We start from the raw sequence: 14,345 nt of genomic DNA on the forward strand, positions 1-14,345 counted from the left end.
CGGCCAAAGCATTGAACAGCGAAACAGTAAATAATTACCCGAGATATTTTTTAAGCTTTATAAAAAAATCATTTGGATTGAACGGCTTGGTAACATAGTCCTGCATACCGGCTTGCATAACCTTTTTCCTTACATCGCTTGTTGCCGAGGCTGTTAACGCAATTATTGGCGTTTCCTTATCAAATTCCCTTATCTTAGTTGTCGCAGTATAACCATCCATCACCGGCATTTGAAGGTCCATTAAAACCAGATCACATTTATTATTCTTCAGCATTTCAACAGCAACGGCGCCATTTTCGGCCACGTTAACTTTAGCTTTCCAGCTTTCAAGAAGCTGTGTTGCGTACAGTACGTTAAACAAAGTGTCTTCAACAAGCAAAATACATTTGTTATCCAGGTCAAAGTCTACCGAGTCATCCTCGGGTGCGTTATTATCGCCCGCCTCAACAGTTTTAAGCTCAAGTGTGAATGAAAAAACAGAACCTTTTCCAATTTCTGATTTAACCTTAATATCTGAACCCAATAATAACAGGATGCGTTTTGTGATCGCTAATCCTAAACCTGTACCGCCATATTGCCTGGTTATTGATGTTGAGGCTTGCATAAATGGTAAAAAGATAGCTTCATGGTTTTTCTTTGAAATACCAACACCTGTGTCTTCTATACAAAATTCAACCATTGCCGATTCCTGTTTTAATTCTTTTAAGATCAGGCGTACGGATATAACTCCGCGGTGGGTAAATTTAACCGCATTTGAAACCAGGTTATTTAAAACCTGCCCCATCCTTAAGGTGTCACCAACAAAGTGTTCAGGTAGTTTTTCATCAACATCCAGTACGATTTTATTTTCCCGTTCATTAGCGCTGTTGGTATTAGCGGTGATAATATCTTTCACTAATTTTTTTATACTGAACGATGTTTCCTCAAGATCGAGTTTACCGGCTTCAATTTTATTAAAATCCAGGATATCATTAATAAGCATCAGTAAATTATCTGCTGATGTTTTTAAGGCGGTTAAGTTATCTACCTGGTCAGGGCGCGGGTTACTTTTCAACAGCAGATGCCCCATACCCAGAACTGCATTTAACGGGGTCCTGATCTCGTGACTAATGATCGATAGAAACTCCGACTTCGCCATACTTGCTTTTTCAGCTTCTTCTTTGGCCAGCATTAGCTGTTTTTCAACCTCTTTCCGACGGGTTATTTCATCGTTTAGCAGGTCAACAATCTCCAGCAGGTCGTCGCCGGTTTCTGTAACCGATTCATAATGTTCTGCTTTTATATGCTGAAGCGTGTTTTTCAATTTGTGGATCGACAACCTGCGCAGCTCAACTTCTTCTTTTAGTTTTTCGTTGATCTCTGTAAATTCCTGCTGGGTGATGGTAAACGCATGGTTCGACAATTCCTTATCACGATCAAAAGCTTCGTACGAATCGCTAACCGCTTCAATAAATTGAATAAAATCGGAATTCGACGACAATTCTTTTGTTGAATATTTTTTTAATTGCCGATTTAATAACTTATGATTTGTCATCGGGGTATTATTCTTCATTAAAAGTTGTAATAGTCATAGTTTGGTTGTGTAATTCACACCTGGCGTTTACATTAAGTGGTGAAATCTCGCCGTATGAATAAAAACCGCTAATTAAGGTATTTTCGCCGAATATTTCTTTCACCGCTTCAACTTCTTCATCAATACGCTTTCCCAATATCAGTTTCCGGCCTACACAACTGATCAACAAGGCCAGTTTGGGTTTTGCATTAATAGCATCATCAAACTGGGTAACAGCATTTACCGCTGCCAAAGTTGCCGCATCGATCAGTTTGTCGAAATTAGCTTTCATAAACCGAACCAATGAGCCTTCGGGAATATCCCCTGCAAAGGTCATGCTTTGCTTTTCATTATCTATGGAAAGAATGGTTCGAACCACCCCCTCATCACTTCCTTCAGGGCGAACATATAGTGGAAAGAGCAATGCCGAACCTGGCAACTCATTCGCATATTTTCCCAGGTATTGTTTATAAAGTTCAAGCGCGTTTTTATCGTCAATCTCAAAAAGCACATTCGAAACAGAGCTTGTAACCTTTTTTTCGGGACCAAAAATTTCCCATCCGCCTATAGAACTATGGCCAATCTTTAATTTATCGCCGTAGAACCCGATAGCCACTATATTCCCCATTGCCGGACCTTCGTTACAGCCAACTATTGTATAATTAAAATTGGCTGCATCTCCGGCCAACCCGCCCGTAACAGGAATATTTTTTTTGTTCACCTGTTCAATTCCACGTACTAATTCGCTTCCATTTACAAGGCCTCCGTCCGAAATGATCATTACATAAGCCAGATCGTTACTGTTCAAGAGCGAAAAAACCTTCTCCCCTGCTTCAAAACTGTTAGCTACTTCTTTAATATTTATACTGATGGTTTTAACTGCGGTTTTTTCAAACTCTATCGCGACAACTGAAACTGTATTATCCGAAACATTTTCATCATAAATCTCACCCGAGGTGGAGCAAGTTACTATATTGGCACCCGGGTAATATCCTTTCAGCTTCGTATAAATATCGTTATCCAATAAAATATTTTTAGCACCAAACCCCAGTACCAGGGTGTTTTTTCCGCTCAGTTTATCTCCGCCTTCCGAAATAAATTGACCGTTTTTATATAGCTTTTGTTGCGCTTTCATGCTTTTTTGATTTTTAAGCCGTTATTTCCAGTTTCATTTTTTTGTAACTTCCAGCAAGATATTTTTTGTATGACCCAGCATTGCCGGTAAACCAGCATCATCCCGGTTTTCCCTGCCGATAATTTCAATATCTCTTACTACCTGCTTTAATGACTCTATCTTTAAATTATCGATACTTGGTTTTATTTTGTGGGCCAGCGACCCCATTTGTTCGTAATTACCATCGGTATATGCCTTAATCATCTCTTCAATCAGCGGAGGAGTTTGTTCACAAAACACATCGATCATTTTCGCCACAAAAGCTTCATTTCCCCTGCTGATATCTCTCAACATGCTCAAATCATACAAAGCTTCATGTGTTGCGCCGGGTTCAGTTACCGATTCAGTTTCTATCATATGAAAATTTTCGCCATGTAAACATCGTTCTATTAATTTAAGTAATTCTTCTTCCTTAAACGGTTTGGTAATATAATCATTCATGCCTGATTGAAAACATTTTTCGCGTTCGCCCTTTATTGCTGCAGCAGTAAGTGCAATAATGGGTATGGTATTACCGCTTGCCCTGATGGCCTTCGCAGTTTCAAACCCATTCATTACGGGCATCTGGATATCCATCAATACCACATCGGGGCTTTCCAGGTCAATCATTTCAATTGATTTTTCTCCGTTTTCAGCCATTAAGACTGTGGCACCATAATTTTCCAAAATAATCGAAGCAACAATCCTATTCAGTTCATTGTCATCTGTAACTAAAACCTTACGGCCCTTTAAAAAATCACTACTGTATTGCGTCATGAATTTTTCGGGCAGATCTGCATTACTACCTTTACTAAATTCAATGGTAAATGAAATGGTAGTTCCCTGGCCTTTTTTGCTTTCAACAAATATGTGCCCGCCCATAAGCGTCACTAGTTCCTTACAAATACTCATCCCAAGGCCTGTTCCGCCAAATCGCCTGCTAACTGATTCGTATTCCTGGCTGAATTTTTCAAAAAGCACCTTAACAAAGGCTTCGTCCATGCCTATACCAGTATCCTTTACGTCTACTTTTATCAACTGGGATACCGGGCTATCTTTAATAATAGTACACAAAAGGTCAACTGATCCGTGTTCAGTAAACTTAATTGCATTGGTCATTAAATTAAGCAATACCTGGTTAAGGCGGTGGGGGTCGCCTATTAATACAGGTGAAATATTGTTGTCAAAAAATGAGCAGCTAACCCTGAGACCCTTTTCTTCCGCTTTATGTTTTACAACCCTGATCGCATTATTAATGGTTGTATTAAACTCGAAACCAATATTTTCAATACTTAACTTTCCCGCCTCGATCTTTGAGAGATCCAGGATATCATTAATAATGATCAGTAAATTATCGGAAGCCGAAAGGATCGTATCCAAATAAAACTTCTGGTTGGTTGAAAGCGGCGTTTTGGCCAGTTGATTGCTCATACCCATAATCGCATTCATCGGCGTCCTGATTTCATGGCTCATATTAGCCAGGAATGTATCTTTAGTTTGCGCAAATTGTTGGGCCTGGTTTCTTGCTTCAATCAGTTCCCGTTCCTGTTTCTTTTGTTCTGTAATGTCAAGATGGATGCCGATCGATCCAACCAGTTCGCCTTTATCGTTATAACGCGGCGCACCACTGATCAGCCACCATTTCTTTTCTCCTTTTTTGTTCTTGGTTTCAATTTCATACGCGTCACTTATCCCTCGTTCCCTGATCTTACTTTTTTCTTCAACAAGTTCACGGTTTTTTTCGGATGATAATAATTGCGCCGCATTTTCTCCAATTAGTTCCGAAAGTGTATATCCGCTCATATCACAAAAACTATTATTTGCATAGGTAGCATTGCCTTTAATATCTACTTCGAGCAAACCGAGCTTCATATTGGCTATAATGCTGCGGTATTTTTCTTCATTTGTTTTCAGGATATCCTCACTGTTTTTCCGTTTGGTTATATCCATCAAAAAGCCCGTAAATACTTTTGAGTTGTTTTGCGAAGTATAAGAAAAGGACGATTGAACAGCGATCCACCTTAATCCCCCGCCGGGAATAATCAATCGTGATTCATCATAAAACGGCTCGAGGGTATTTTTACTATGTTCATTTTTTTGCATCACCCGTTGCCTGTCATCAGGGTGCAGGTATTGCGGATAGTTAATAAAATCTGCAGGTTTAATGCCAAAAACAGTTTCCATCGCCGGGCTTATATAGCTAAATCCTTCGGTACCGTCGTCTCTGAATTCATATTCGTAAATAACGCCCGGAATATTTTCGGATAATGATTTAAACTGTTTTACGCGTTGCCCAAGTTCGCGTTCAGTTTGCTTTATTTTTGTAATGTCGGTTTGCGTTCCCACAATCTTCAAAGCATTCCCCCCGGCATCTTTTTCGGTGACCACGCCTCTGTCTAAAACCCAGCGAACTTCACCATCTTTATGGATGATCCGGTATTCAAGATTGTGAGAGTCGATCTCTTTTAAGGTATACAAGTTAAAGAAGTGTTTTAAAAGCCTCAAATCCCCGGCATAAACCTGCTTAAACCAAAGTATGCCTTCATCTTCATATTCGTCCGAATTAAATCCCCATAATTGATCATTTGCTTTGGAAAACACTGTTTTTCCCGTCATTAAATCATGTTCCCAAACACTATCGCCAATTTTTTCAAGCGCAAGTTTAAATCGTGCTTCGGTTTCATTAATCCGTTGCTGAATTTCCCGCTCTTTGGTAATGTCTTCCTCAAGTGCAAAGAACCCGGTTAAGTCTCCATTTGAATTGTGAATTGGCTGGCCTTTAATCCGCAGCCAATAAGGTTTGCCAAATTTTGAATAATTGTATACATCCGCGCTAAAGGGCTTTCCCTCAATTATCTGTTTACGTAAATATGCAACGGTTTTAGGATCAGTATCAGGCCCTTGCAGCAAGTGTCCTGGCTTTCTTCCCATCGCTTCCTCAAGGGAGTACCCGGTTAACTGCGTGAAACTGGTATTAACCCAGGTGATCTTTCCAAGACTATCGGTAATAATAACACCATTAATATTGTTTTCCGCAATTTTCGAAAGTACTTTTAGTCGCTCTTCCTTTTGTTTGTCTTGCGAAATATCTTCCACAGTGGCAAAATATTGGATATTTTGTCCGTCTTCCGTCTTATATGACTGCCCTTTGGCACGGCCCCAAAACCAGGTACCGTCCTTGCGGTAGTGGATCAGTTCAACGTCAAATGATTCACCGTTCCTGAAAAGGTCGATCATTATCTTCAGGCTTCCCGGGTCAGTAAGCGGGCCGCTGCAGAGTTCAACCGGCGTTTGGCCTATGATCTCATCAGGCGAGAATCCCGTTAATTTACAGAATCCATCATTAACCCAAAAAATCCTCCCATCAGTATGCGTAAATATTACGCCATTTTCATTGGCGCTTGCCAGCAATGACAATCGCAACAACTCTTCGCTTTTGCCCTTTTCTACCGAAATGTCTTCCAGGGTACTGAAATATTGAATTTCCTTATCGTTGGCGCTTTTATAGGCCTGCCCGCGAACCCTGCCCCAAAACCAGGTTCCATCTTTTCGGTAATGAATCAGTTCCTTGTTAAAGCTCTCATCAATTCCAATTCCCTCTCTGATTTTTTGAAGTATGGATTCATTCGTTAAAGGACCCGTGCAAAAATCAAGTGTAAATTTCCCGATGATTTCTTCCAATGGATACCCTAAAAGTTTACAATAGCTATTGTTCGCCCAGGTAATATAACCTTTAGCATCGTTGAAAATAACGCCGTTGTTGTTTCCGCTGGCAAGCAACGATAAGCGCTGCAGTTCTTCTTCCGTATTTTTTTGATTGGTTATTTCGCGGCCATAAACATTGAAATATTTAAAATCAGGAAGGTGCCTGCAAACAAACGAATAAATTTTTACTCCTGAATTAACTTCAAAAGACCAGTGATCAGTCAAATACTCCCGTTGTTCTGAAATGAATTTCCAAAAATCAGCGCTCGCAAATAGTCTGTCTTTATAAAAAAAAGATGCTAATTTTTCTGCTGCCGGATTCTGCATCAAAATAGTGCCGTCTATAGCTATCCGGTATAAGGGATCGGGATTTTGCATCGGGAATAAGGCAATATCCTTAAATTCCTCCGATACCTTTTTTAGCTCATTTTTTTGTTTATTGACGGTCTGCAACAAGCCTTTCAGATCCTCATTTACTATTTCCTGCATTTTAAACACATGCAACAGGTCAATCAAGGGGTCATGAACCGCAAAGTCATTCAATGTAAGCTCACTACCCGTTAACTCTTCGATTGAGTTGAACCATGGCGAACCAATAAATAAAATTTGATCACTTTTCTCTATAAATTCAAATTGGCCCCTGAGGATATTTTTTTGTTGATTGTTTATTTGAATGGTAACCAGTTGTCCTGTGATTTTTTGAAGGGAACTAAAATCAACCAGTTCAACAAACGGCCGGGTTATCTGAAATGAATTTTTAAAACAATCACCTTCGCAATTTTCTTTTAGCTTTTTTACCGTGTCGCCACACGATGAAATTGTCAAATCGTGGCCGATCAAAATATAAAACGGAAAAAAACGATTCAGTTTGTCTTTGTCGAAATACAACGCATTTGGATCCATAATTTTACCAACTTACATTAAAAATTTCATGGCTGTTTCCCTCCTCACGACTATTTATTAGCTCCACCGTTACCGGTGTGTTATAAATTTTTCCAAGGCCATATAAAAGCCCCCTCACGAATTCCTTTAATCCCTGCCTTTTCGAAAAATAATGAACAAACAAGCTTTTTTCTGCAATATTACTTATTTTGAATTCGGGTGGGGTTAGTTTTGGGTAAACCAGCATGATCCGATTGTGAAAAACCGGCAGGTTAAGTAAGAAGTCCTTTAAATTTTGCCCGCCTGCTTCCATCAGGCTACCATATTTTTCTTTACTTGTTTTCATAACCCACCATTCGCCAAAAGCCAGAAAAACGGCATCAATTGATATAGCCATTTCGCGGCTAACCGCACTTGCAAGTAAATAAGTTATATTATCATCATACGGTTCACTGCTGATAAAAAAGTCGACATCAATGCCGCTTTTTTCTTTTATAATTTTCCATTTATCATCACCGAAATTTGCTATTACAAGTTCTTCAATGGATTTATTTATGATGCCGTACATGATTTAATTTATATTAACAAGTTACGATTCTTTTTCAGTAAAAATATGTCACAAAGAACCCTTATTTAATACCCTGTTTAGTAGCTGCTTTAAACAATAAAAAATCTTACCTCTCCAATTTTCGAAAAAAACTATTTTTTGGAATTCGCAGATTCAAGCTATTTCGCCGCTTTGGATCATCTTATAAATAGTACTTTTCCCCATATCCAGTTCATCTGCCGTTGCTACAACGTCGTTATTATTTTTTTTAAGATAATATTTAATGATATCGCAAGTGTATTGACGCAGGGTCTTTTTTTCCATTGCAAAACCTTCCTCCCGTCTGATTGAATTAAAAGTGATGTCACCAGCCGTAATTTCGTTATTATCACACATTACCGAAGCCAGGTCTATTATAGCTTTTAATTCCCTGATATTGCCGGGAAACTGGTAACGCATCAATTTATCTTTGGCGTCCTTTGTTATGGTGATGGTACCCAGCTTATTTTGCCGCGAAAACTCATCGGCAAAAAATTTTGCCAGGATAAGTACGTCATTTCCACGGTCCCTTAATGGCGGAAGCTCAATCGGCAGGCCCATGATCCTGTAGTAAAGATCTTCCCTGAAATTTCCACTTTTAACCTCCTCGGCCAGATTTTTATGAGTGGCTATGATCAACCTGATATCAAGCTTTATTTTATCGTTCCCGCCAACCCTGATTACTTCCCTCTCCTGTAATACTCTTAGCAATTTGCTTTGTACGCTCAGGTCAAGTTCGGCAATCTCGTCAAGAAATATCGTACCACCGTTAGCCTCTTCAAATTTGCCGGTCTTGCGTGCATTTGCACCCGTAAATGCCCCTTTTTCGTAGCCAAAAAGCTCGCTTTCAACAAGTTCCTTGGGTATAGCCGCCATATTTACCGGCACAAAAGTTCCTTTCCTTCTATCACTGTTATAATGTATAGCCTTGGCAACTAATTCTTTACCGGTGCCTGTTTCACCCGTAACCGAAACATTGATATTTGTTTTGGTGGCTTTCTCCATCTTCCCGAAAACACTTTTTAAGGCATCGCTTTGCCCGATCATTGATTTCTCGAAAGTGAACTTTTGCCTTAATTCCTCTTTTAAATGTGCTACTTCCTGTTTAAGGTTCTGATTTTCGCGGATCCGGATGATGCTGTTCCACAAAAGGTCTTTGGTCGCGTCATCTTTTACCATGTAATCGCTCACCCCCATTTTTAAAAGGTTAACCGCTACAGTTATATTCTCCTGCCCGCTCACAACTATCACCGGAATCTGCGAATTAATTTCCCTGATTTTTTGGTAAAGCTTGTCCCCGGCCATGTCCGGCAGCGAGAAGTCGATCGTAATCAGGTCTGGCTGAAGGTGTAAATTGTTGAGCAGATCCTTCGCAGTAGTAAACCGGGTGACCTTGTAATCCGGGTTCAGGGTAAAATGATATTCGAGTATCTTTCCATACCACTCATCATCTTCAACAATAAAAATATTATAAACACTCATTTGATATATTTTCAGCTTAGAATTTATATGACAGATATACGCATAACCGGCCCCTTGGGTTACCAAAAACAGCCACAAAGAATTAACATTATTTTTAATTGATTGTCAGTAAATTAAAAGTCCTTATTGGTTAATAAGCTCAGGTTGAATTATGCTTAAAGTTAATAAAAAGATCGAAATAACGGCAGCAAGATTGGTTGTACCTGAGAACAGAGGCTACTTTCACTTTTATTGACAGATAGTCTTTTAATGCCCGCCCGGCACAGCTTACTTTATTGTCTTTAAATAAAATTGATCCATATGACAATAATGCTATCGTAGGTCATTTTGTGGCCAGAAGTATCGCTCTGCACGAAACTAATATACCTAACAAAGAAGTCTCCTATTATAAGATAGAGTTGATACCTATTCTAATTACATTTTCAAGATAAAAAGCAACAGATGGTCCACTTATAAAACGCATTCATTTCGTCTCTCAATCTTTTTTATCGAAAAAAGCCGGCTCCCTCAAATTCGAATTAATAACGTATTCCAATAAAAAAACAGTTTCGCTACATAGGAATCACTTATTTAAATCTGCTCTACGCTTAAAACTTTGACCTGCCTAACTTATTTGGGCCGGCCGGATAAGATCAGGCACCCATTGTAAATTAAATTACTACAATGTTTTCATGATCAGGTCTACAACAGCTCCTTCCACGAAAAACGTAAAAATAATTGCGTTGGTTAAAGCCGTCATCCTCTGAAGATATTTTTATGATATACACAAATCTGATACCCAGCCAAGCTTAATAACAACAACTTGGTAAAAACAGACACGATAAATGGTTTTAATCCGCATGTCTCAACCCTTTTCATTTTAAAAACAAATAGACCGGAAAATCACTCCTGGTACAAGATATTTTTTAAGGTGTTTTTACAAAAAAGAGACGGATTTCCTGATTGTGGAATTTTTTTCTATAATAAATAACTGATTAACAGACAATTAGCATAGCGGCATGCCCATTGCCTATATGTGCCAAACAGTGTAACATAATATGTATCTAATTAATACCAAATAAAAAAATCATGAAAAAATTAATTTTCCCTTTAATTTGCTTAACCGTTTTGATTGCTTCCTGTAAAAAGCAAGGATTCAATTCAAACACAACAACAACAACAACAACGGTTGACACTTTAAACTCTATTTCGCCTGCCGGTTTTGATTTTAAAACTACCAAAACAGTAAGTATTACGGTAAGCCTGGCTTCCGGCGCTAATGAACCGATTGCAAGCGTGCCGGTAAACATTTATTCAAGTGACGCTACCATCACCGATCCTTTATTAACAGCGATGACCGATGCAACGGGCACACTGCATGCACAGGTTGAATTACCTGCTTACATGGATACCGTAATTATAGATGCAAAATATATAGGTTTGATGAGAAATGCAAAAGCCGTAATTTCCAATAATTCTGTAAATGCTATTATAGGCGGCCCTAAAGGTTTTGGTGGCAGCGTTGTAGCCAGCAATTTCGTGACGCTTGGAGACATCAAAAACAGGCAGTTTACAATGCGTTCATTAAATTCATTCAATTCAATGGCATCAACTGACAATACCCAATATATCCCAATGGGTGCCTGGGACGGCTCGGGAGTTCCTAAATATTTAACAACTTCAGACGCTATATCCGCCCAGTTGTTATCCTATTTAAACGCATCGTTACCGGAAACAGTCGACGTAAGAAAATTGCATCCTGAATATTTAACTTCTTCTGCTACTTCAGACCTCGTTGTTACTGCGACTGCTGATGTATGGGTAACTTTTGTTTCTGAGGGTGCCGGGTATCTGAATAGCCTTGGCTACTATACCTATCCTACCAATAATCCACCAAAAAGTGCGTCCGACGTTACCAAAATTTATTACATGTTTCCAAATGCTTCGTTACCAGGTTCAGGTGGAGGCTTAAATTCAGGAAGTAAAGTAAAATTAGGAACTTTTAATGCAGGCACATCAATTGGCTTTGTGTTATTATCAAATGCATTCAGCTATTCCGGAAACGGTACGATAAACACCAGCGGTTATAAATTCTTTTCAACCACCGCCTGCAATCCTGAAACTGACGCTGCATTGAAAAGGCATACCGTTTTATTATCAACTCCGCAAAATGTATTTTGCATTGGTTTTGAAGATATGTTCAGGCAAAACTCAAGCTGCGATCACGATTTTAACGACGTTATAATTTATGGCAGCTCAAACCCTGTTACAGCGATTTCAACCAACGGTGTACAACCCATTGAAACACCAAAAGACGCTGATGGCGACGGCGTGCCTGACAACCAGGATGCTTTCCCTAATGATCCTGCAAGGGCTTATGTAAATTACTATCCTTCAAAATCAACATTCGGAACACTGGCTTTTGAAGATCTTTGGCCATCCACCGGCGACTATGACATGAATGATATGGTTGTAGGCTACCAGTATAAAATTGTTTCCAATGCAAAAAACCTGGCAGTTGAAATGTATGCTAATTATGTTATAAACGCTTCAGGTGCATCATTTGTAAGTGGTTTCGGTGTACAAATGCCGTTTAGCCCTAACCTGGTAAAAAGTGTTACCGGACAAAAAATTATAGGCAACTACATAAAACAAAATGGAAATGGCACCGAGGCCGGACAAAGCAAAACAGTTATTATCCCTTTTGATAATTACAATGCACTTATAAAACGTCCTGGCGGCTATGTGATCAATGCGCAAAATGGGGCGCCATTCATGAAGAGCGATACCGCTAAAATTTATATGAGCTTTACTACACCGTTATCATCTTCTACATTAGGAAGCGGACCGTTTAACCCATTCCTGATCAGCAACCAACGCAGGGGTTATGAGGTGCATTTACCAAATAACGCACCAACCGATCTTGCAGATAAGACATTGCTTGGCACGTCGCAGGATGCTTCAAACCCTGGGCTGGGCGTGTATTACAAGAGCAAAAAATCATGGCCATGGGCGCTAAATTTTGCCGGGCCGTTCAACTATCCCACTGAAGGCACCAACATTGGCAAAGCTTACACCTACTTTTTCCAATGGGCACAATCTGGTGGTGTTTTATACCCTAACTGGTATTTAAATACAGCCGCCAATGTAAACCCATTGTTAATTTACAGTCATTGATAAATTGGATAAATAGAGGCAGAAATAAGGGCCGGCGTAATTGCCGGCCCTTATTTATGTTTATATCGTTTGTGGAGGCATTGCCTTTATCATGGTATACCCGTCGTTAGCTGTCATGATATCATACTTAAGCCTGATTAATAATAAAATGTTTTTTCCGACGCCCGGATATTTTAAAAAGTTAATTGGGCTTTGATCAATATTACTTCGATAGTACGCCGGCTGTAGAAAAGATCTTTTGACAAAAAAAGAAATAAACCAGCAGTAATCGAATGCCGTACCTTTTAGGAAAATACTTGTGGTTGGAGCCGATAACGGCACAAAATAACGGGGGTAACATTGCTTCGTCATGCAATATTAGTGAAGTATCTAAATAAAACTGCGTGTTTATAATACAGGCGCTTTTCAAATAGCAGTTGCATTCATGTCCGAATACTCAATTTTCGATTTTTACGTCACACAGCTGTTTATGGTAAAAACTTGCTGAACAGGAAGTGATTATCCTTAAATGAAGTTCAGCAACACCGATGGTGAATTGTATTGCAGATGCAACTCCCATGCAACCTTTAGCCCGGTTAATACAAATTCATCGATTAGCACCTGCAGCATCTAAAACTTCATTTCAATTTGCAGGCAATAAAAGCCTGAATTATTTTGTGTCGCCGTGTGGTGTATGAATAAATGTTTTATTTGCGCCCTTTAGCTTAAAAAACAATTTAAACATGCTAATAAAAGCCATTGGTAAACTGATGATGGCTTTAAACAATTGTTTGTTAATGTATTTTGCCGGGACAGAAATAAGGATCGCGCAATAGGTGATACCCAGGGCAGCAAGCCAATAAACCGGCGCCAGGCCCGGCCCTGGAATTAAAGATAGTAAAAATGCAACGGGTACAATCCCCAAAAGCAAGATGCGTGGCAATAAAAGCGTTTGCATTACCTTATCAAAAAAATCAATATTACCCCTAAACAATTGGCTGAATCCTTCAAGCAAGTACTGGCGCATGTAATGAAACTGGGCTGACAGCCAGCGGCGGCGCTGGTTTTCAAAGGCGCCTTGCTGGGAGGTTTTCTCATCGTATATCAATGCTTTTTCAGCATATCCGAATAGTACTTTTTTACGGATTAGCCTTAATTCCATTTCTTTATCGAAACCGCCAACGGCCGTAATTTCGGGCATAATCTCTTTAAACAAAGCGTACTGAAGTGCCATGCCCGAGCCTATTATAGCGCATGACAGCCCCAGCGCCCTGTGTCCTTTTCTGAAGATCTGGTTGTTAATTCCTTCGCTAACGGCGTCGAGTAAGGCCATAGTTGTATTGGTATTTTTAGCTACACGCTGGCCCTGTACTACTTTAAACCCGGTGCTTAAAACGTCGTTCATCCGGAACAAACAATCTTTGGCGCAAACATTATCTGCATCAAGTACCAGGGCGTAGTCAAATTCACCCTCCGTTTGCTTCAAGGCTTCATTTAATGCTTTTGCCTTGGTACTTTTTTCAAACGAAACCACCACTACCTGTATATCCAGTGAATATAGCTTTTGTAGCGTTTCAGGCAGCAGAGAATCAGCAATGACGATTATTTTCCTTTTGTCAACCGGGTAATCAATGGCAAGCGCGGCGGCTGCGGTTTCAACAATTACAGCATCCTCTTTGTAAGAGGGTATATAAATTACGAAACTCCCCAGGTGATTTACTTCAGGATATTTTTTTGCCGGGATAAGATGTGAAGCGACGGAAAAAACAAAAAGGTAAATAGCCTGCAAGGCCAGTAATAAAAAAATCATTAAAGACAAATAATAAACGATATGCTCAAAATAATTCATA

Annotated in this window: 7 protein-coding genes; 1 reads left to right on the top strand and 6 read right to left on the bottom strand. The window is 39.5% G+C overall.

The window, feature by feature from the left end; translation table 11 throughout:
* Nucleotides 1–34 precede the first annotated feature (34 nt).
* The 5 genes from MgSA37_RS14885 to MgSA37_RS14905 form a co-directional block, all read right to left on the bottom strand.
* Entirely contained in the window at nucleotides 35–1,552 is a 1,518-nt protein-coding gene (locus tag MgSA37_RS14885) for a response regulator (RefSeq protein WP_096352995.1), read from the bottom strand.
* Nucleotides 1,542–2,687, bottom strand: coding sequence for an FIST signal transduction protein (locus MgSA37_RS14890; RefSeq protein WP_096352997.1), 1,146 nt, complete (start codon nucleotides 2,685–2,687; stop codon nucleotides 1,542–1,544). The genes MgSA37_RS14885 and MgSA37_RS14890 overlap by 11 nt, the downstream gene beginning before the upstream one ends.
* A gap of 33 nt (nucleotides 2,688–2,720) precedes the next feature.
* The gene (locus MgSA37_RS14895; protein ID WP_096352998.1) at nucleotides 2,721–7,313 is read right to left on the bottom strand and encodes a PAS domain S-box protein; all 4,593 of its coding nucleotides are present in this window, start codon (nucleotides 7,311–7,313) and stop codon (nucleotides 2,721–2,723) included.
* A gap of 4 nt (nucleotides 7,314–7,317) precedes the next feature.
* The gene (locus MgSA37_RS14900; RefSeq protein ID WP_096353000.1) at nucleotides 7,318–7,860 is read right to left on the bottom strand and encodes a heme NO-binding domain-containing protein; all 543 of its coding nucleotides are present in this window, start codon (nucleotides 7,858–7,860) and stop codon (nucleotides 7,318–7,320) included.
* A gap of 153 nt (nucleotides 7,861–8,013) precedes the next feature.
* Nucleotides 8,014–9,360, bottom strand: coding sequence for a sigma-54-dependent transcriptional regulator (locus MgSA37_RS14905; protein ID WP_096357509.1), 1,347 nt, complete (start codon nucleotides 9,358–9,360; stop codon nucleotides 8,014–8,016).
* A gap of 1,068 nt (nucleotides 9,361–10,428) precedes the next feature.
* Here MgSA37_RS14905 and MgSA37_RS14910 point away from each other — a divergent pair.
* Complete coding sequence (locus MgSA37_RS14910) at nucleotides 10,429–12,516, top strand: LruC domain-containing protein (protein ID WP_096353001.1); 2,088 nt, start codon at nucleotides 10,429–10,431, stop codon at nucleotides 12,514–12,516.
* 649 nt (nucleotides 12,517–13,165) lie between these two features.
* On the opposite strand, the gene MgSA37_RS14920 is transcribed toward MgSA37_RS14910, so the two are convergent.
* A complete protein-coding gene (locus MgSA37_RS14920; protein WP_096353004.1) occupies nucleotides 13,166–14,344 on the bottom strand; it encodes a glycosyltransferase in 1,179 nt (392 codons plus the stop codon).
* Nucleotide 14,345 lies beyond the last annotated feature (1 nt).

Origin of the sequence: Mucilaginibacter gotjawali (assembly GCF_002355435.1) — a bacterium.
Lineage (GTDB): Bacteria > Bacteroidota > Bacteroidia > Sphingobacteriales > Sphingobacteriaceae > Mucilaginibacter > Mucilaginibacter gotjawali.